Source organism: Vibrio sp. Vb1166, from assembly GCF_033338695.1.
Taxonomy (GTDB): Bacteria; Pseudomonadota; Gammaproteobacteria; order Enterobacterales; family Vibrionaceae; genus Vibrio; species Vibrio alginolyticus.
The window spans coordinates 64038-84153 of sequence record NZ_JAWOTE010000019.1; the positions used below are offsets into that span (position 1 = coordinate 64038).

The window sequence follows — 20116 nt, forward strand, 5'->3', positions numbered from 1 at the left end:
CAATCGGGTAACTCAAAAATGCCCCATTCTAAGCTAGAGCTGTTCTGTACCTCATTTCTAAGCGAGGTTATTTGACCTATTTTTTCTTATGTCACAAAGTGCCTATGGATTTGGTGGCAATTCAATGTACTCGCCATCTGTAGGAGTGAATTTTATAGGTAGGGTTGGCATGTTTGAAGTGACTAAGAGTAACCCTTTAGTTATTAGTTTCATCTTGTGCTGATATTGCACTGCGATCTAACCATTTAAGGTATTGAATAAACTTTGTATATAAAGAATAAAAATGGCGTTACCCAACACAACGAGTTCAAAATTAGAAAGGGGCCTGATGGTGTCCACTTATTTAGCCGCCAAAATGGGCTTAACATACTTCTAGATGATGAAATCCCACCTGAGTCCGATTGGACTCTTAGTCCTAGGCAGGTTTCTATCGCACTTACTAATAACTGTGACTTGAGGTGTGCGCATTGTTATGCGCCAAAGCATCGTTCAACTCTGGATAAAAGTAGAGTAAAAGATTGGTTGCTTGAAATGGATAGTATGGGTGTGTTTGGTATCGGCTTTGGTGGAGGTGAGCCAACATTGCATGAAGACTTGGTTGAACTTTGCCAGTTTGGACAAGAAGAAACCAAGCTAGCAATTAGCTTTACGACGCATGGTCATAGTTTAACTCCTGAACTAATATCTCAGCTAAAAAGTCATGTGAACTTTATTAGAGTAAGTATGGATGGAACTTATAGTAATTATGAGTCTATAAGGAAGAGACCATTTAAGCAGCTGTTAAGCAATTTAGAATTATTTAAAGGGCGTCTCCCATTTGGGATAAATTACGTAGTTAACAGCAAAACTATTGACGACCTACCAAATGCCTTGGAACTGTGCAAGGAGCTAGGTGCTGATGAGTTTCTGATTTTACCAGAGGTACCTGTGGGGTTTGGTAAAAAAATCGATGATGTAACACTAAGTAAATTAAAAGAAATTGTCGACAGTCGAAGAAAAACCACAAAAAGTATGAGGGTATCTATAAGCTCTGATTACAAAAATCAATTTGTCACTGCTATCGGTCTTCAGAAAGAGAGCGACCTGCAAGGCTTTGCGCATATAGATGCGTCAGGTGTTTTAAAACTGAGTTCGTTCGACAAGAATGGAGTTCCTATAGGTGGTGGTTCTCTAACTAATGCTTATCGTCAGTTAACAAATACTATAAGGGTTGAATTAGAATGAAAATTTGGCAGGGCTACGGTGCGGAGCACTCTTTAAATCTAGTAATCGTTGGTGAGTTCAAGGATGTAGAAAAGGCTGAAAATTTTGAGCAATTAGTATCAACGATTAGTTCTTTTCTATGCAGTGATGAATCGAATTTTGACGTGGATGCAGATAGATATGGTGATGAAGTGCTTGAGTTCCTTCGCAAGCAAAATCTGTTTTGTTTTTCTCCCCAACAATTAGCGCAATTTATGTATGACCAACGCCTCGAAAGAAAAGGTTCAAAGATAACCATATCTTCAGATGACGACCTGAATGTATTCATATCTTTACTGATTCATGAAGGAGCGAAGGTCGAATGCTTTTCAGCACACGATTATCCTGATTTAGTTAAAAAAGAGGATTAACTAGTGCTTGATTGGGCTAAGTTTGAACATGTAGCTGGAGAGCATCCTAACGCGCATGCATTTAGTTTTGAAAGCTTATGTAGAGGAATAGTCATTCGACAATTTCGAAATCATGGGCCAATAAAAGAGTTAAAAAATCAACCAGGAGTGGAGTTCCATCTTGAGCTTGATTGTGATGACCCAAGATTGGGAACAAAAGGGTTAAAGGTTGGATGGCAATGCAAATGGTTCCAATATAAGAGTGACGGTGGCTTAACTACCGGGGCAAAGAGCCAGATTAAACACTCGCTGGATACAACGAAAAAATACTTACCAGATTTAAATGTATGGATTCTTTGGACACACAAAACCTTAGCGAAGGCTGACCAAACTTGGTTCTATGATTTACAAACAAAATATGGCTTTACATTACATCTTTGGAATGAAAACGACTTAGAGTCTTATCTCTCAGGCCCAGCAACAGAGTTAAGGGCTAGTTATTTTGGAGAGCTGGCTTTAACACCAGATATGTTAAATGAACAGCATACGAATTCAGTGGCTCCGATTAGAAATCGTTGGATTCATGAAGTTCATCAATCTACGGGCGTAGAGAGAGATATAAGAAGAGTGCTCGGTGAACCTAGCGCATGGTCTGATATATATGCTGCGAAAGTTAAACTAGACGGTTATTTGTCAACTATTTCTGAGTTATCGAGGCATAAGGATTATGTAGATCTTTCGTCTGGTCTAGAAGAATTTATAGCCTTTTGTAAACAGGTTATATTTAGCTGTAAGGTCTTTGAGTCTACAGTGTCAGGCAGAGAAATAGGTAGAATTGCGAACTTTGCTCAATCTTCAGAGCAGACAAAAAACATAAGTCAGTTACTAAGGTTAACAAGAAGGCAGAACCTACCGCTTTCTCTTTATTTGACCAATGCGAATGCAGTTATCAAAGATATCAAAAAGCTGTTGTCAGAAGCTGTAGAACTGTTTTCTCATCAACTAGTAGCTGTTATTGGTAAAGCTGGCAGAGGTAAAACACAATTAGCTGCTGAAGTTACAAGCCAAAATGATGACAGGCTAGCTGGAATACTTCTTCATGGAAAAAAACTTCGTAAGGGGGGAACGCTTGATTCTCTGGTTCAAAATATGTCCTTTGCCTCTAACGAAGTTAGATCGTTTGAATTGTTGCTTTCAGCTATAGATTCGGCGGGAGAAAGAAATCGTTGTCGAGTTCCAATAGTTATTGATGGATTAAATGAGGCTGAAGACCCAAGAGAATGGAAGAACTTATTGGCAAGCATAGAGACTGTATTACCTCGATATCCAAATGTAGTTCTCGTCTGTACATTGCGAGATGGTTATCAGTCTCGGAAACATGTCGGTGCTGTCAGAGCTAATAGTTCATCAAGAGAAGGGTTTGCACAGCAAGCGCTCCCCAATGATTGCTTTGAGTTACTGTTAAAAGGGTTTAGTGACGAAGTAACTGTCCAAGCTATAGGTGCATACTTTAGATATTATAAGATTAGTGCTAATCCAATAGCGGCTCCGCAAAGTTTCTTCAGTCATCCTTTAAACTTGAAAATCTTTTGTGAAGTTATGAATCGCCCAAGGAAGACTTGTGTGGTGGTTCAAAGTTTTCCGTCATCCATATACTCATTGTTTAAAGAGCAAGTCACACATATCGGACAAACTATCTCTGAAATGACTAACCTGTCTATCAGATACACAATTACTGAGGTAGAAAACGCAGTCTACTACTTAGGCGAAGCTCTGTGGGAAGCAAACGGTAGAGGTGTTTTAGAAACAGACTTTTTGCGGAAGTATAATCCACAGTCGACAGATTGGGACAGTAATATTGTCAACTTGCTATCTCAAGAAGGTTTGATATTCAGAGATCTGGTTCGTCGTGGAGAATATCGCTTAAGCCCAGCGTATGATCGACTAGGTGGATACATTATAGCTTTCTATTTAATGGAGCACTATTGTCTAAATCGAGACGTATCGCTATTTAGTTCACAAGGTTTTTTAGCGAAAATTTTCGAAGATGTGACTTTACAGCATGAGCTGTCAGAGGACATCCTACATGCACTTGTCGCTATTGCACCGCAGTATAATCTGCCACACATTTGGCAAATAGTTCCTTCAACATACAAAAACGAAGTTTTAAGTTTGTCGCATTTGATTGAACCTAATTTCATTTGTGATGAAACAGTATGCGAATTGAAAAACTTAATACTTAATGAAGGGTTGAAACAAAAATATATTGAATCTTTAGGAGACGTACGATTCGCAATATCTCACCCTCTAAACGCAAAGTTTCTAAGTGATATATTGTTAGACATGTCTATGGTGGACAGAGATCTTTCATGGGGAGAGTACTTTCGAAGAAACCATGATGAATTGATAAAAGGCATTCGATTTAGGGCTGAATGTTGGAAAAATAGAGAGTTTTCAGATCCAGAAATAGAAAAACTAAGGCTAATTACAACAATTTGGTTCCTTAACTCAGTCGTAACTGAGCTAAGAGATGTTTCAACTGAGGCTTTAGTCTACTATGGAGTGCATAACACTAAGAGTTTCCTAGAAATAGTCAAACCTATTCTAGTGGCTGATGATGAATATATATTAGAGCGGATAATTGCAGCATGTTACTCAATAGTCAGTATTTCTTTGGATAAATCTGAAAACTTAGGTGAGATAGAGGCGTTCAGCAAACACATAGTAGCTGTTTTTTTCAGCCATGATTCGAAGTACGCTACAACCAACATATTGGTTAGAGAATATGCCTCATGTCTAGTGAAGCGTGCGAGTTTGGAATCTCAAATTAATATTAGTGAATCAGAAGTTAAAGCAGCTACTGAACCTTTTGAACAAATGCCCAGAAGTGAATGGAATGAAGAAATAACTGATGGTATGAGCGGGCATTTATCTCCTCTTAAAATGGATTTTGAGAACTATACTATTGGTCGTTTGGTTAAAGATCGTAGCAATTACGACTATGAACATGAGGCTTATGCGAAAATTCGTAATCAGATACTATGGAAAGTATATGATTTGGGGTGGAGCGAGGACAAATTTGGCAACTTAGACAATCAAATTTCTTCGAGCGGTTATCACCGGAGACACGAAACAAAAAAAGTAGAGCGCTATGGCAAAAAGTACTCTTGGATAGCGTACTACCAAATGGCAGGAAAACTACTCGATTCGGAACAGTTGGAGTTCTGGGGGGGAAGGTTTATAGAAGGAATTGACCCTTTCTTTCCTAGTAAAAGGTTAAAAATCTACCCTCTTAGTGAAAAAATGTACTTAGGCGATGAAGGGTTAACTACAGAAGAATGGATTAACTATTCGGAAGATCCGAATCTGGTTCATCTCAGCGATTGTGCAAGTTCTGAAAATGAAAATTTGATTTTGGTTGATGCATTTATAGTCGAGGAATCTGAGGAATTAAATCGTCATTTCTATGCTTCTGTAAACTCCTTTTTAGTTTTCGATGAGTCGTTGAAAGACTTTGATTTTGATAGCGAGGAATCTAGCAAATTGGAGTTCCCCGAAATCGCCAAATTATCTGATGTTTATTTGGGAGAGCTTTATAGCTCGTGGAGTAAAAGCCTTGAACCCCAAGTTATCAAGGAAGAAGATGGTGAAGAAGAAATAGAAGTTGAATCAAACGTGTTCTTTGATGGAAGTGCTTTTGTAAGAACATCTGGAACACATACAATGACTGTTCCTAAATATAAGGAGCATTCGCTTAAAGATTTTATCATCGAATATAGTTCGGAACATTCAAGTGGTAGTTTTTCTATGCCGATGCTAGCTGCTAGTTTTGTTAAAGAGCATGCGCTTAAGTTTGACTGTGAGCGGCTTTGTTACTTCAAAGACGGACAACAAATCTCAAAGTATATAGTTGAAGATCTAGACGGATACTCTAACTCTCGGAAAAGATTCTACTTGGATAAAGAATTCTTAACTGCTGCACTGAAATCTAGTGGCTTAAGAATAATAACTCGGATTAAGGGTGAAAGAAGAGTTTCTGACGTCGGGTATAGTGGGGATTTTGCGTACAAAGATTTTGAAAGTATAGACTTTCTGAGAGCTAATTATTGATTGGAAAGGGAATGCGTAACACATTCCCTCTGTTATTTTTAGTGGATGAACAAAAATGGGCACTAAGATCGAGGTTTTGCCGTACCTCAGGTAATCCGTTAAATTCTAATTTAGCAAAGTCACTGACACGTTTCTGTCCAAAACCTTCACCGGATGAATTTTTACCCGTGGCATTTTCCAACTCAAAAATGCCCCAAAATGTGCTGCCTTACTTCTGACCCTCTAATTTATGAAAAGCCATTTGACTTAATTTTTCTTATCCGAACAAAGGACATTTCGTCAGAGCTTTCTAAGCTAAATATGATATTGTAATCATATTCGTATTCTTAGTGCAGCTATTACCAACAGGAGTGCTATCACCTCTATTGATGCGATTAATCATCGCTTAAGTCACAACACCTAAAAGTTAGAACTTTAAACACAAAAGGAAACATGATGCGATTCCTCGAAAATGGACCTTCAATACCTGATGAACTCTTATTAGCCAGAGACCAAGGTCGGGTGGTATTTTTTTGTGGTGCAGGTGTTTCAAGAGCAAAAGCGGGATTTGCCGACTTTTTTGGGCTAGCTTCATCTGTAACATCTGAGCTTGGTGTAGAAACCAGCAGCCCTGCCTTGAAGCTTATAGAGGCTGCTAAAGAAATAACCGCTAGTACTGGCGTGGAAGGGGTAGTTTCGGCTGATAGAATATTTGGTTTGCTGGAGCGAGAGTTCTTAACGAGAGATATATATAAATCAGTAGCTAAGGCTCTCACACCTGAGGGAGAAGTTGACCTAAGCGCACATCAAACGATGCTTAAACTAGCTACAACGAACGATGGTATCGTACGTTTGGTAACAACTAACTTTGATCGCTTATTTGATCTTTGCAAACCAGATATAAATACCTTTATGCCCCCAAGACTGCCTGATCTTAATCATCCAATTGATTTTAATGGCACGGTATACCTTCATGGCAAAGTAAACGAGGATGGTACAGGTGCTGCAAGCAACGGCTTTGTCCTCTCAAGTTCTGAATTTGGAGATGCTTACTTGGCTAATGGCTGGGCTACTTCATTTGTCAAAGGGATATTGGAAAAATATGTCGTAGTTTTTGTCGGTTATTCTGCGGACGATCCGCCAATTCAGTATTTGTTAGAAGCACTCAATAAAAGCTCAAGTCATCTCAACGATATATACGCATTTCAATCTGGTGATGAAAGTTACGCTAGCTCAAAGTGGCACCATAAAGGGGTAAAAGCGATTGCGTATGACGATACAAATGGACATATCGCGCTTTGGAACACTTTGGAATCTTGGGCCGAGCGGGCTTCTGACCCGGATGCATGGTATCAAGGAATAATCACAAAGGCTGGAATGGGGCCTCACCTCTTACTGCCCTTTGAACGCGGTCAGATTGCACATATTGTTTCTACAACCGAAGGAGCCAAAAAGTTTGCTAATAGTGAAATACTAGCTCCTGCCACTTGGCTTCATGTGTTTGATCCTGAATTGAGATATGAAACTCCTCGTAAAAATTTATCCGGTGCAGAAAACCTAACTGAGATGGTAGACCCATTTCACTTTTACTCTCTGGATTCGGATCATACACCACAGCATGTTGACCCTAATGACTTTTATAACAAACGTGAAGTTCCCACAGGAGCATGGGATGCTTTTGAGTTTAACTCACAAGACATTAAAGGAACACAAGACCAACGTTCTATAAGATTTAGAGGGGATGATTCCAGTTCCCCTCAGTTTTCAACCCTGCCTCAAAGGCTCAACGCATTAACATATTGGTTGAGCAGAGTGGCGGAACAGCCAGAAGTAATCTGGTGGGTTACGAAGCAGCAATGTCTTCATCCTTGGGTTCAGTTTGTACTTAAGTCAGAATGTGAGCGTCGTTCTAAAGATATGGATAGTACATTCAATGAGGCATGGAGCTATGTTTTGGATGGCTTTGAACAAACTGATAAAGGAGGACACCGCGATTGGTTTACTCTGGAAAGAGCAATAAAGAATAATGGCTGGTGTCCCAGAAAATTACGGCAATTTGAAAAGGTAACGAAACCATTCATCAAGGTCTCGCCGCCTTTCCGCACCCCGAATGAGATCAGCTGGGAGCAGATTAGTTTAAAAGACTTAATTCATTTAGATGTCCATTACTCAGAACTACCAAGAAGGCTAGAAATTCCTGATGAGTGGATAATTCGTACCGTTGAAGTCCTGAGACGTAATCTAGAGCTTGCTGTTGAACTAGAAAAAGAAATAGGAGGATATGGCCTGAGCCTGAGTTGTTCGTTAACACCCGAGAAGAAAACAGAGGATTCGTATAGTCGAACTTACGGTCTATCTGCATGGGTATTGCTGTTTGTTTCTTACTTAGAGAAATTAGTTTTGATTGACCTTGATGCTGCTCGGAAGGAGCTTTCAAGGTGGCCATGCGATGACAGTACTATCTTTGCAAGGTTAAAGATTTGGGCGTTAGGGAAAACCAATCTTGTGCCTAATGAAAGTATTATTACTACTTTAAATCAACTTTCAGACGAAGCATTTTGGGATAGTTATCATGCTAGAGACTTGCTTCTAGCTTTCGTAGCTAGATGGAAAGAACTCGACCAATGTCGCCGTTCCACAATAGAAAATAGAATATTGCAAGGACCTAAACTTTGGAAAACCGAAGATGAAAGTAGATTTAAGGAACGGAAAGCGAGAAATATTCTGGATAGAGTAACTTGGCTTAAACAAAATGGTTGTGAGTTAACAATAGCGACGGATAAGTTAGTTGATAGGCTAAGAGATGATACGCCGGAATGGAAGCCTGAGCATGCAAAAGGTGCAGCGCGCTCCTTTGAAGTTCGCAGTGGTATTGTTACGAAAAATACAGACTATTCTTTGTTAGCAGATGAGCCAATCGCCTCAATCCTTGAAAGAGCAAGTGAATTATCTGGTAGGCAAGCTGATTTTTTGATTGATGAAGCCCCATTTCTTGGTTTATCACAAGAAAAACCGATTCGAGCTTTCAGAGCGTTAACTTGTTCGGCAAAAAAGGGAAATATTGTTGACTGGGCTTGGGATACTTTCCTTTATGCTGAAGCCCGTAAGAATGATAAACCCCAATTTATGGCATTAATTGCAGAGCGTTTGTCTGGTTTTACCAGTGACGACTTGGCAAAAATACTTCGTTCAGTATCAAGCTGGTTTGAGAAATCTACTAGCGTACTTGCTGATAATTATTATGCTACATACTATAAATTAGCGTTTAAATTAGTTGATGCAATGTCGATACAACCTGCTAAGGGTGAATCTTCAATAATTCGAGGTAGTAAAGCTCCTGATTGGTCCATGGAGTCAATAAACTCGCCAACTGGAAACTTAACTAGTGCAATACTGCAATCACAGCATAGCCGTACTTTTGAATCTGGAGAGTGCTTCACTGGAAATTTATTGTTAATGCTCAACCAATTATTAGCTTTACCTAATGATTTACATCGTTACGCAATGGTTATACTTAGCCGCAGTTTAAGTTGGTGCTTTTGGGTTGATCCTGACTGGACTCAACGGAACTTACTTTCTGCCTTAAACTCTTCTTCCGGAGAAGACCGTCAGGCATTTTGGGCTGGTGTTTTATGGGGAGGAGGAGTTTGCGGGAAAGAACTATTCACCATTTTGAAGCCAAGTATTCTGGAACTGGCATACTCGGGAGAAGTTGAGAGCAGAGGTCATCAGGATACTATTGTGCGATTGATTTTCTCAGCTTGGAAAATTAAAGATGAGGATGAAAGGTGGGTATCTGATCTTGAATTAAAAGAAGTATTAATTAAAGCAAGTGATGGCTTTAGGTGTGGAATATTATGGCAAGCTAGGCATGGAGAGAGTGAAGGCAAAGAGCATTGGTTACTAGCATTCAGAGAACTTATCTCAAATGTTTGGCCAAAACAGCTTGCTGCTAAATCCCCCGCTGTATCAGAACGCCTTTGTGATATCGCATTTTGGTCGGAAGATCACTTCCCTGAAATTGTAAACCTAATCACTCCGTTCTTAACGAAATTAGAACGCGCTAACCACATCTACCTGAATGACGACAACGTACTTAAAAAATACCCTAATGATCTTTTGTTACTTCTAAACATCGTATTACCTGATGATGTTAACAAATGGCCTTACAACATTGGGGAGTATTTAGATCAAATGATAGAAGCTAATACCGAGTTAGGTGATGATGAACGCTTTATCGAACTCAAAAGAAAATGGGATGCAAGGTGAGTCGATTTTAACAAATATTTGAGATTTTAAGTTACTTTTACTTATCGGAGTAAGGCGCGTTAGAGCGATATATCTAACGCGTTTCTGTCCAAAAATTGGCCAGCCATTAAGTTCTTTATGTGTGATCACCAAGCTGGATGACGCGTGTACATATCTTGCCTGTGTGGGTGGGCTTGGAATTGATGAAGGCAAGAGTCAGAAATTTTAATATATGTGTGCGTGACTGTAGGGTGTATCAAGCATTTAAAAATCGTCGATAGAAATGCATTACAACAGGAAAATTTGTTAGATTGTCACCTAAGAAGAGCGGGTTGTCCGTATAGTCACAGGAATTTGTCATGAGTAATACTGATAAACGAAGCAAAAGAGCAAAAAACAAAGCAAAGAAAGCTCGCTTACAAAAGCAAAAAAATATCGAAAAAAAGAATAAAGTAGAAATGGTGAGTGTTGGTAGTGACTTTTTGACGCTTTTTCAATCATTACCGAAAAAAGACAATCCATACGAGCTGATACCATTATTCAAAGAATATCTTGTTGAAAATGGTTCAATAGATATTGAAGCTGAAACAGCAATGCTGTTTGTCACCCATGCGTTTTGGCTTGCTTCTGGAGATAAATCTTTCGTCCTTGATGATGTCAAAATGATCGTTAGTGAAACACTAAATAACCCAGAATTTTTAGAGTATTATGATGATGAAAGGGAAAAAGGAACAACTAAAGATACAAACGTAATCTATCCTGATTTTTCTAATGATGATGATGAATTTGAGGTGAAGTATTCCCCTTTAAGCTGCGAGTTTGAACATGATGAAGAATTGTTTGAAATTGCTATCTATGAGGGTGACAACGGCCTATGGTTGTTAGAAGTTGTCGGTTCATGCGGAACGTCATGCCTTTGGAGTGAGCAATATAAATCAGATCAAGATGCTTTCAATGAAGCTATTGAAACGATAAAATCAGAGAGTACATCAATGTTTTTAGAAGATAAGTTGCACTGATGTAACATTTCTATCCCAATACTAGCGTTCATTAAATAACAGTCGCCAATATGGATGGCGTTACATATTTTATGTGCTCTTACTTTGAATATCGTCATAACACTCCTTTATCGCCCACTTTCTTAATTCCGAGTCGTGGGCTTTTTTACTTTGCCATACTTCAAGTTATTCATGAATTGCTAATGTTCGATTTTCCGAAAGTGATAATTGTCCAAAAGTTTGCTAGAGATTGAACAAACTTTGTCATTTCCACAGTGCTTCTGGTAACAATGCACCTTAAAAATGATCAAACTTTAACTTTTGCATCCTGTCGCTGATATTGAACTAGCAAGGGAGTATTACGTCAGGTCTAGACGCCCAGTAATTTCAGAGAGCCCAGTAGCTATTGAGGATTTGGCTGACAATAATCCAATCCAGAACCAAGAAACTAAAGAAGACTTGCTAACCGAAAAAAACAAGCGCAAGGTAATATTGGATTGAGACAGGATGCACATTGTTCTGTCGATACAGTTCACCTAAACATTGATGATTTTTCTCGCGGCCCTTTGAGGCCGTTTTTTTATCTGTAATTGTTATGTTAGTACCACGATATGACATTGCAGTATCATAAAGTGAGTGTTAGAATCTTTCACATGTGAAAGTGGCGATGTTTCGTCACTAGGAATCTCATTTGCAATCGGAGAGCGAGGTAAACATGGCAAAAGCTATCGCCTATGCCAATCAGAAGGGAGGCGTGGGTAAAAGTACTATCTGTATCCAGCAAGCCTTCGATTTGGCAGAAAAAAAGAAAAAAGTCCTGGTACTGGATTTCGATGGTCAGGGTAATACATCTTCACGTTTGGCTCCTCGTGTGGAGTTGGAAGATGGCAGCTACGAGCCAGTATATAGCGGTACTAAAGTAGCTGAATTGTTCCTTGATAACTGCTCAAGCATTCAAGTAACGGAGTGTCCATGTGGTGTTGATTTGATTTACACGCCCAAAAACGATCCGGATTTGTTTGAGATGGAGGCAGTGCCATTGGAACAAGCAATGAACCCAGCTCGACACTTAAAAGAACTAATCAAAGACTATGATTACGTGTTGATTGATTGCCCACCGAGTCTTGGCCGTAAGCTGGTTGCTGCACTGATGATTGCGACGCATGTTGTATGTCCTGTAAAACTATCTGGCTTTGCGGTTGATGGTGTAGAGGGCTTGCTGACGACCATTATCGGTGTTCAGCAACAGCACAATCAAAACTTAGAAATCCTGGGCATTGTCATCAATGATATGGATCGTTCAGTGAACCACAACAAATCGTTTACTGAGCTGAAAAAAGCTATCCCAGAGTTGATCTTTAGTAACATTATTCAACACCGTCCACCGCTTGATTCTGCAACTACAGATGGAGTTCCAGTATGGTCTCTTCGCTATGGTCATGTAGCAGCAAAAGAAGTGCGAGCGGTGCTGGACGAGATTGTAGAGAAGGTAGGTTAAGATGAAACTAAATAACCTAAAAAACCTCAACCAGTTAGCTCAAGCCGCCCAAAAAAAGCAGCCAGATGGTAAGGTAATTCTGACGGTTCCTGTTGATGAAGTTATTTCAAAAGAACAGGTTCGTAAACGGTTCCGTAATATCGAGGAACTGGGTGATTCAATTTTGGAAGAAGGCCAGCAATCCGCGATTGTGGTCTACCCGAAAAATGAAGACGGCAAATATGTCATTCAAAAAGGCGAACGTCGCTGGAGAGCATGTAAAGCCAAAGATATTCCAACAATTGACATCGTTGTTAACGAAAAAGAACAAACGGACTTGGACGAAACAGCGGGAGAATTGATAGAGAATATTCAGCGCGATGATTTGGCTGCACTTGAAATTGCTAATGCTTTACAAGTATTCATTGATAATGGGTGGCAGCAAAAAGACGTTGCAAAACGTATCGGTAAGAACACAATTTTTGTTTCAACGCACCTTTCATTATTAAAAATGCCTGACTGCGTTCGAGAATTATACGATAATGACATTACAGCTGATACGGAAACACTCAATAACTTACGTTTGCTATTCGAACTGAATGAAGAGCGATGCCGGGCTGTCTGTGCCGTTGCTATGAGTGATGGCATGACACGTAAGCAAAGTCGTGAGTTGTTGAATGATGCAAAACGTATCAAGAATGGTGATGAACCAACTTCAAATGAAGATGGTGCAGTAACCAATAACTCTGAGCAGGATAATAATTCGAATTCTGACTCAGAATTGGGTGAAGAGAAGGGTGGCAACTTTACACAAAGTGATGTGGAAAGTTCTGATGATACAACGGGCGATAATGTTGTTCATCAAGCTACGGGAGAGGAATTTACTTCTGATGATGCTTCATCTCAAGGCGATACAAACGCGCCGGGTGATAAGCAGGTTGATGAAAGTGATGATGCAACCGATGATGCCGAAGAAGAAGGCATTGAACCTCCTCTTGCAAAAGGTAAAGACTGGAAAGGGGCTGACCCACGTAAGTTAGTCATCACCGTGAATATTATCGGTGAGAGTGAAAATAAGCGTGGTGTACTGATGACAGATCGTATTGCTACTGAACCAAATGTGGTTTGGGTTAAGACTCTTGTTGGTGAGAAAAAGGAAGTAAAGCCAATAAAAGTAGCGGTGACTGACATCGAGCTCGTAAGCGTTGAGTAAGGTAAGTATGGAATGAAGTTATCTCAGGATATGAGTCGCAAGTTTGAACTGGTAAATGCGCTGTCTAAGTTAGATAAGCCCAGCTTGCACGATCTCCATTCAGAGACCAAGATTCCTGAGTCCACTATTAAACGCCAACTGGCGATGCTTCGTGATGAGTTTGATATGAAAATTATATTCATCCGTGAATCGAGGGGAGAGCGAGGAGCTACAGGCTACTATATGATAACGGACTGGGGTATTTTGGACCGTGAGAAGTTCATCTTGCGGCACGGAAAGCTCTGATTGTAATATCCAACCTCAAATTAGCCCTGGCATTGCGCCGGGGCTTTTTTATGCCTGTAGACTTTTAAAATTTTATAAGCATTATAAAGTGATGCTGTAATATTGAGGAGGTAGCTCCTTTAGTTTTTTGGAGGTCTCAAATGAAAGTTCTTCATCTCCCTGTGAAAGCTCTGTATTTCAGACAAATGCAAACCGGGGAAAAGAAGTATGAATATCGTCTTCAAACGGATTACTGGCGGAAACGTCTGGAGGGTCGCGAGTATGATGAGGTGCATATCAAGCTTGGCTATCCAAAATCTGGGGATACCGAGAAGATTTTAGTTCGACCGTGGAAAGGTTTTGAGGAGATGGTTATTACTCACCCTCATTTTGGTGATGCTCCCGTTAGCGTGTTCGCAATCAAGGTCAATGAGTAATAGGAGATGTACTGATAATGGATTCAGAATTGAAGCAAGAAAGCAAATTTTACCGGGACTTTGAAGATAAGTTGCTACACGTTATAGCAAAAGCCCATGTGATAAACCTGAGCTGTATGAGCAAAGGTGAAGCAATGCGACTGGTTGCTCATTTAGAAAACCTAAACCCTGAAAAATATCCAGAATTTTATGGGGTTAGCAAGTCGCTAATAAACGTTACGAGTTCAAATCTGATTGTTACATTGAACAACACTATTCAAAAAATGAGTTCAAGTCTGTCTGCGCGATTGGCTTTGATCAATCCTGAAAATACCCGCTAGTTTGTACAGAAAAGGGCAATTACTCCCATTGGTATATAGCGTAGGTAGGGGCATGATTGCCCTTGTATCTAAAAAAGTAGCGAGGCTCCGATAATGAATGAGCAAAAGAACCGGGCATTCTGTGAGCAGATGGCTGCGGCAACGGTAGAGCTTGGGACACAAGAGGCACTCTTGTATGGCTAGGTACATGATAGCCATCGCACACGATCAGGGAATCTCATTACAGTTTGAGTGCGATCTTGGTTCTTTAGAAGTCCAACCAAATGAAATACTGATAAAACACTAAAAATTACAGGAGTTGGCTATGATCAATGCACTGAGAGTTATTACAAAACAACTTTCAAAAGAGTCTGATCCCGCGTTCTTAGAGTTTACAGCTCGGATAGTTGAATCTATTGAATTGGTTTTAGGTTATGAACCAACAGTTGAGAAAGTACGCGACTTGTTGGGAAACAAGAAAAAAACCGTAGCCTTGTTGAATTCTAGTCACAATGAGTCCGTTGTTAAGTTAGCTCTGGAGATCTCACAGTACGACGATAGCCACTACGACACATTACTTTCGGCAGGTATGTCTGCTTTAAACCGATACTTGTCAAAGAATAGCGGTTCTGTTTCTGGTTGTATGTTCATGCCTGGAGATATCACTGCGAAAGAGTTGGCCGAACGATTTAACGGAGAATGGATGTTCTTTAGCGATGATAAGAAGCTTTCACTTACTACAGGAGAAATGTCGTGACGGAACAAAACGAAATGGTGGCATTAGATGGCTATAAATTGCATTCCAAAGTAAAGCGCTTTTTTATTTACGTGTTTATAGCTATGGCTGCCCTGAACTTTATTCAGTTGATTACCAATTTTTACTTACCAGAAAAGCTCTTAATTATCGCAAATGGATTCGCATTAATTTGTGCTGTTTTGAGCGTTATTGATAAGGCCCACTTGTGGGAAAAAACAAGCAGTGATGGGGAAGGCCAGTGAATCGACGTAGACTGTATTTTTTGATAGCGTTCTTGGGTTCGTTGGCATTAGTCAGTGCAAAATTGAAATGGCCTGGGTTCATTGTTGGTGGTATGAGTATTGGTTTTGCTCTTCGATGGTTTCTCATCCACCAGCCTCTCAATCAAGATTCTCGCCCGTTAGAACGAATCGTAACGATCTCTGGAATAGGGCTTTTCATGGTTTTGTCCGGTGGCCTTTTTCATCTGGGGGATAATCCTGCCTTTATCGACCTTATGTTTATGTGGGGGTGTGCATCCTCGGGAGTTGCCTTAGCTGAACTGGTTAATGTGAGAAATCCGGATCGAAGTGAGGGAACTCGAAGTGAGCACTAAGATATACAATGGGTTAATTCTGCGCAATACAACGTTAGAGCAGGCACTAACCAAATTATGCTCCTTGCGCTCTGGTTGCGTTGATACGGCCAAAAAAGCCATCGCAAAACTGGGAGCTAGAAAGCTTGCATTTGATGCAGATATCTCGGCAAACGTAACCATGCTCCAAAAGGATAGAAGCTGCCAAACTCTGTCAGATCTGAGAACTATGTTTATCGAGGAAAAGCATAAAGTTTTGGTGGACGGTATTCGTAGTACGGATTGGGACTTCACTTTTAATGTCTGCTTAATTCCCTGGGGACAACATACATTAGGTTTGTACTACGTTGAAAACGATATTGGGTATCGCCAATCCTTAATCGACGTTGGATTTCAAGATTATCATTACCAAAACTCGACAGATAAACCTAACGATGTGACTGATTCAGAATGGAGACAAAGAGAACTCGCTTGGGAATCAGTGTTACCTGGTTGGACAAGACCAATAGAACGCGGTTTGTCTTACAGCGTGGTTGATTGGGATGATTACCAGAGTGCTGTTCATAGTAAAAGTCTGATCCAAGAAAACATCCCTTCACAAAGCATTAGACGCAAGCGAGTGGCGGTAAGTTTGACAGAGCTGGAGTTGACAGCGAGTTTTCCTACTTCATCTGCGTTTGAAATTGTTGAAAAAACCAGAGAGCTATATCCGGATAGAATTGATGACGTATTGCTCGGTGATGTAACGGTAGTACGTTTCTAAAATAGGGGGGGGGGAGTAATGCTGGATTTTTTCTTTATAGGCCCATTAGTCATTGGTTTGGTTTGTTGGTTTAAAGCCCCAAATGAGGAATGGGAGTCACTCGCTAAAGATTTTTCAAAGCGCTGGGCGTTAAGCCTTATAGCTATGATCGCTGCTGCCGCGTTGGGAGGAATAACGATGCCAAATGGACCAGAAAGTAGTGAGTCAGCATGGCTCATATTTGTTGGAATCATTTGGTTTGTATGCATTGTTACGATGCTTTGGGTTGCCCTAACCACACTAATGCAAGCGATTAAATTGAAGAAACAATAATAAGGAACCGAGTATGGCTCACGTAGATCAATATATTGAAGATTGGTTAATGGTGTTCAGAGCTGCGGGTATAAGCGATGAAGTTGCCCAGGAGGAATTTGGCTTGTGGTGTGAAGGGCTCGATGGCGAAATTAGCAATGAGTACACCCAAAACGCACTATCTGTCATCAACGCAGCTGAACAGGCAATTGAAGAACTACAAGGAATTGCTGGGTGAGAAGAAAGCGTTCAAACTGGGTATCCGTAAGTCATTTAAGCGCCTATGCCGCTGATCCATCTAAATTTTGCCAGCACAGAGGACAAGCATACAACTCCGAGGCTGCAAACGCTGGATTAAAGGCTCACGCCCAAGCAGGAAGTGGTAACAGTCTTTTACCGTGGTTAGTGATTATTGTTGTAGCCATATTGGTTGCTATTAACTGGGATTTGTTATGACTGGGGAACTAGTGTTTTTGCTGGTGGCGTCAATCGGCCTATTGATGGTTATTCTCAGAGGGCTGTCCATAAAGAGGCAGTTCCATATGCCTTGGTACTGTATCGTGCTGGGGGCTGATATAGGCGGTTGGAAAAAGCCTTGGTTTATTAAACGCCGAGGAGTCTGCGGAGCCCCTGATGCAGTATTTTTTGATCCATTGCGTTTTAGATACATTGCAGGAGAATTTAAAAGCAGAGCGTTCAATGGGCGAATAACAATCCGTGAAAAGTACCAGCTCACACTTTATACCGGGTTAATTCAGCGATTCTGGCTACCTCAAGCACAGGGTGTCATAGCCTATGGTTGTGGGCGAGTATTGAAGCTGGACTATGATAAGACACTTTTTAAAAAGCTTATGGCTCTTCGAGGCGAAGTCAAATCTGCCAGAAAAAATTGGAGGCCAGTCGATCACAGACCGTTGTATAAGCGATAGACAAAACTTTTTTACAGGGTTAATATATGATTCTGTAATCTGGCTGAGAGGTCAATGTTATGGCATATAACCCAAACAGTGATGAGGTGTGGGGTAAAGAACTAAGGGTGTATAGTTCGATGAGTGAAGCTGACTACCACCGAGTTCTCCAGCAAGGCGCTTTTGCTTATCAAAGTGGAACGCCATACGCAGAAAACCCGCACAATGATCACGAGTCGAAAGCAGCATGGATTGAAGGCTGGCAACTCGCAGCATTTCATGAACGGATGTCTACCACTCGAACCGTGCAATAAGTTTAATTTGATAAACCAGTGCCTGACAGTGTTCGTCGGCACCTTAATAAAGCGTTATTTTATGAAAAAGTTCCTAAATGTTTTCCAGTTGCCTACTGGATATCAAGTACGTATTGGTAAAAAAACAAAGTCTTTCAATGCCGGAGTATCTAGTGATAACGCGCTTAATTCAGCGTTATCCTTTCGCCTGGATATGTATAAACAGGGGGTCTTACCCGCTAATTGGAATGTTGGTTATTTTGAGCCCAATGCTATCAAGATTATTGATCAGGATAAGCAGAAACGTTCACGTTGCACCATCCGAACAAAGACAGATCGGAAGCCCACACACATAGAGGCATATTGGTCAAAGTTCAAAAACCTAGCCGAAGCGCATTCCTTTTTGAAGCGCGAATACAGCAAATGGTGTAGAGAGCACAATGCAATAGCTAAGCTGTATAACCAAAAGCGCAATGAGATTCTGTTCATCTCGGCCCAGAAAGAGAAAGAACAAAAAATATCAATCCTAAGTGATGGCATTAAGTTTGATGCGAAGCTTTGGAACGAGTGTGTGGCCGAATATGAAGGAGTGATGCCTGTTCCTAATACAATCTCTGATCATGTCCAGGTAGAGGCTTATAGTGACAGTGGTGAGAAGGATATCGACCTTAGCCACCATTTCGCTGTTAATGTATCTGATCAATTGGAGCCATACCAGTCTTCCGAAGTTCTCCATGAACTATTGGACCCGGTATACGATATCCTACATGTTGATAACCATGCTGCATTAAAACTAATGCCAGAAGTAAAATGTAGCTACAAAGCTATGCGTGAGAAGTTACGCAAGATTAAGCCAAACCGTAATGTAAAGGGTGCGATTTGTGCTCCATTTTCTATTGAGACAAAGCTTAAATCATCGTTCCTCGATTTTGCCATACCAGCGTACTGGGATGGACTTCCTTTAAACCCATCCAAAACAATCGTTAATCTAGCCAGTCATAATGGGATCATTCAGGCTGCAAGTCTTTTAGCGACAGCTTCATTTATGTTTATGGGCTACATGCAAAAGCAGCGTATGTTGCAATCGGATGAGAATATAGAACTAGAATTTCCTGTGTTCGAAATCAGTGAAAAGATGCTGAATTCTGCAATTGACTCTATCTACCAAGCGCTTCTATTACAAATGGGACGGAAGGCACTGAACTCGATGGGTAAGTGCGAAGAACGATTAAATCTGTGGCATGACGTTGATGTCTGTGACGTCTACGACGATCAGTTTGGAACTGCTGTCCAGATGGGGCAATGGCAGTGCTTTATGCCCCGAAGCAACAACGCGACGTTGCGTAAACTTCAACTATTGGTGCTGGTGGCAAAAATTGAGCATAACCTAGAAGAAGGCTTTGTTCGTCGTCAACTGTCGAAAAGTGGTATCGGAATTACACCCGTTGATAAATTGAAAGATAAGTACAGCCATATTTCTCATGATTCAATTGAGCGATTTGAACAACTCCGGGATCAGCTCTATGTATCCTCAAAGAAATTCTACCCCTTAGTTAACATGAGTTCTTTGCAAACCCCCAAACCTGATCAAGTGTTTATGGCAAGATGCCGTCATTGCGGCCATGTTCCGAATAAAACCATGCGCAAAAAAGATGGGGTCTGGTTTGGAGCAATCCAGTGCCCCAACCATTTAGACGAAGCGGTATCCGGTGAAAGGGAATATGAAGCCGAACTTCATGAATTAGTGATTGAGTGGCAGAAACGTAACCTGAAAAACTTTGATTTTTCTAAGACATATATGTGGGACCTTTCCAGAAAATCATTCTCTACTGAGCTCTGAGGGATCCCCTCATAATTTCCCCAAAGCACAACCATGTTTGAATAGATTTTGAGCAAGCAGGGTTGCAGCCGCG

Annotated in this window: 18 protein-coding genes; all 18 read left to right on the plus strand. The window is 40.6% G+C overall.

What is annotated here, in order from left to right; genetic code table 11:
• Positions 1-264: 264 nt before the first annotated feature.
• The 18 genes from R7E51_RS17765 (at position 265) to R7E51_RS17850 (ending at position 20043) form a co-directional block, all read left to right on the plus strand.
• Positions 265-1224, plus strand: a complete 960-nt coding sequence (locus R7E51_RS17765; protein ID WP_101905913.1) for a radical SAM protein — start codon at positions 265-267, stop codon at positions 1222-1224.
• The gene (locus tag R7E51_RS17770; RefSeq protein WP_101905914.1) at positions 1221-1613 is read left to right on the plus strand and encodes a DUF6375 family protein; all 393 of its coding nucleotides are present in this window, start codon (positions 1221-1223) and stop codon (positions 1611-1613) included. Before R7E51_RS17765 ends, R7E51_RS17770 begins: the two co-directional genes overlap by 4 nt.
• A 3-nt stretch (positions 1614-1616) precedes the next feature.
• Positions 1617-5702: a hypothetical protein gene (locus R7E51_RS17775; RefSeq protein ID WP_101905915.1), complete on the plus strand. Its 4086-nt coding sequence runs from the start codon at positions 1617-1619 to the stop codon at positions 5700-5702.
• Between the two features lie 435 nt (positions 5703-6137).
• Positions 6138-9950 (plus strand): SIR2 family NAD-dependent protein deacylase, encoded by a 3813-nt coding sequence (locus R7E51_RS17780; RefSeq protein WP_206958348.1) that lies wholly within the window; start codon positions 6138-6140, stop codon positions 9948-9950.
• Between the two features lie 338 nt (positions 9951-10288).
• Positions 10289-10948 (plus strand): hypothetical protein, encoded by a 660-nt coding sequence (locus tag R7E51_RS17785; protein ID WP_202601811.1) that lies wholly within the window; start codon positions 10289-10291, stop codon positions 10946-10948.
• A gap of 694 nt (positions 10949-11642) precedes the next feature.
• Positions 11643-12425 (plus strand): ParA family protein, encoded by a 783-nt coding sequence (locus tag R7E51_RS17790; protein WP_041154764.1) that lies wholly within the window; start codon positions 11643-11645, stop codon positions 12423-12425.
• Between the two features lies 1 nt (position 12426).
• Positions 12427-13617 carry a ParB/RepB/Spo0J family partition protein gene (locus R7E51_RS17795; RefSeq protein WP_014386680.1) on the plus strand — a complete coding sequence of 397 codons (1191 nt, stop codon included), beginning with the start codon at positions 12427-12429 and terminating at the stop codon, positions 13615-13617.
• 12 nt (positions 13618-13629) lie between these two features.
• A complete protein-coding gene (locus R7E51_RS17800; protein WP_014386681.1) occupies positions 13630-13902 on the plus strand; it encodes a helix-turn-helix domain-containing protein in 273 nt (90 codons plus the stop codon).
• A 140-nt stretch (positions 13903-14042) separates the two neighbouring features.
• Positions 14043-14318 (plus strand): hypothetical protein, encoded by a 276-nt coding sequence (locus R7E51_RS17805; RefSeq protein ID WP_014386682.1) that lies wholly within the window; start codon positions 14043-14045, stop codon positions 14316-14318.
• Between the two features lie 17 nt (positions 14319-14335).
• A complete protein-coding gene (locus R7E51_RS17810; protein WP_014386683.1) occupies positions 14336-14638 on the plus strand; it encodes a hypothetical protein in 303 nt (100 codons plus the stop codon).
• 304 nt (positions 14639-14942) lie between these two features.
• Positions 14943-15374, plus strand: coding sequence for a hypothetical protein (locus R7E51_RS17815; RefSeq protein WP_101905922.1), 432 nt, complete (start codon positions 14943-14945; stop codon positions 15372-15374).
• Positions 15371-15616, plus strand: coding sequence for a hypothetical protein (locus tag R7E51_RS17820; RefSeq protein ID WP_014386686.1), 246 nt, complete (start codon positions 15371-15373; stop codon positions 15614-15616). The genes R7E51_RS17815 and R7E51_RS17820 overlap by 4 nt, the downstream gene beginning before the upstream one ends.
• Before the next feature lie 342 nt (positions 15617-15958).
• On the plus strand, positions 15959-16711 hold the full coding sequence (locus tag R7E51_RS17825) for a hypothetical protein (RefSeq protein ID WP_046224215.1): 753 nt from the start codon (positions 15959-15961) through the stop codon (positions 16709-16711).
• Positions 16712-16729: 18 nt separating this feature from the next.
• Complete coding sequence (locus tag R7E51_RS17830; RefSeq protein ID WP_032073016.1) at positions 16730-17023, plus strand: hypothetical protein; 294 nt, start codon at positions 16730-16732, stop codon at positions 17021-17023.
• Between the two features lie 13 nt (positions 17024-17036).
• Positions 17037-17240, plus strand: coding sequence for a hypothetical protein (locus tag R7E51_RS17835; RefSeq protein WP_014386690.1), 204 nt, complete (start codon positions 17037-17039; stop codon positions 17238-17240).
• 214 nt (positions 17241-17454) lie between these two features.
• Positions 17455-17931, plus strand: coding sequence for a hypothetical protein (locus tag R7E51_RS17840; protein ID WP_046224213.1), 477 nt, complete (start codon positions 17455-17457; stop codon positions 17929-17931).
• Positions 17932-17990: 59 nt separating this feature from the next.
• Positions 17991-18224 (plus strand): hypothetical protein, encoded by a 234-nt coding sequence (locus R7E51_RS17845; protein WP_014386693.1) that lies wholly within the window; start codon positions 17991-17993, stop codon positions 18222-18224.
• Between the two features lie 61 nt (positions 18225-18285).
• Positions 18286-20043: a hypothetical protein gene (locus R7E51_RS17850; protein ID WP_206958350.1), complete on the plus strand. Its 1758-nt coding sequence runs from the start codon at positions 18286-18288 to the stop codon at positions 20041-20043.
• The last annotated feature ends 73 nt before the right edge of the window (positions 20044-20116 follow it).

Excerpts from the sequence above, each read along its gene's own strand:
- R7E51_RS17770 (WP_101905914.1), top strand. The coding sequence starts at position 1,221 with ATGAAAATTTGGCAGGGCTACGGTGCGGAGCACTCTTTAAATCTAGTA.
- R7E51_RS17780 (WP_206958348.1), top strand. The coding sequence starts at position 6,138 with ATGCGATTCCTCGAAAATGGACCTTCAATACCTGATGAACTCTTATTA.
- R7E51_RS17785 (WP_202601811.1), top strand. The coding sequence starts at position 10,289 with ATGAGTAATACTGATAAACGAAGCAAAAGAGCAAAAAACAAAGCAAAG.
- R7E51_RS17790 (WP_041154764.1), top strand. The coding sequence starts at position 11,643 with ATGGCAAAAGCTATCGCCTATGCCAATCAGAAGGGAGGCGTGGGTAAA.
- R7E51_RS17795 (WP_014386680.1), top strand. The coding sequence starts at position 12,427 with ATGAAACTAAATAACCTAAAAAACCTCAACCAGTTAGCTCAAGCCGCC.
- R7E51_RS17800 (WP_014386681.1), top strand. The coding sequence starts at position 13,630 with ATGAAGTTATCTCAGGATATGAGTCGCAAGTTTGAACTGGTAAATGCG.
- R7E51_RS17805 (WP_014386682.1), top strand. The coding sequence starts at position 14,043 with ATGAAAGTTCTTCATCTCCCTGTGAAAGCTCTGTATTTCAGACAAATG.
- R7E51_RS17810 (WP_014386683.1), top strand. The coding sequence starts at position 14,336 with ATGGATTCAGAATTGAAGCAAGAAAGCAAATTTTACCGGGACTTTGAA.
- R7E51_RS17815 (WP_101905922.1), top strand. The coding sequence starts at position 14,943 with ATGATCAATGCACTGAGAGTTATTACAAAACAACTTTCAAAAGAGTCT.
- R7E51_RS17830 (WP_032073016.1), top strand. The coding sequence starts at position 16,730 with ATGCTGGATTTTTTCTTTATAGGCCCATTAGTCATTGGTTTGGTTTGT.
- R7E51_RS17835 (WP_014386690.1), top strand. The coding sequence starts at position 17,037 with ATGGCTCACGTAGATCAATATATTGAAGATTGGTTAATGGTGTTCAGA.
- R7E51_RS17840 (WP_046224213.1), top strand. The coding sequence starts at position 17,455 with ATGACTGGGGAACTAGTGTTTTTGCTGGTGGCGTCAATCGGCCTATTG.
- R7E51_RS17845 (WP_014386693.1), top strand. The coding sequence starts at position 17,991 with ATGGCATATAACCCAAACAGTGATGAGGTGTGGGGTAAAGAACTAAGG.
- R7E51_RS17850 (WP_206958350.1), top strand. The coding sequence starts at position 18,286 with ATGAAAAAGTTCCTAAATGTTTTCCAGTTGCCTACTGGATATCAAGTA.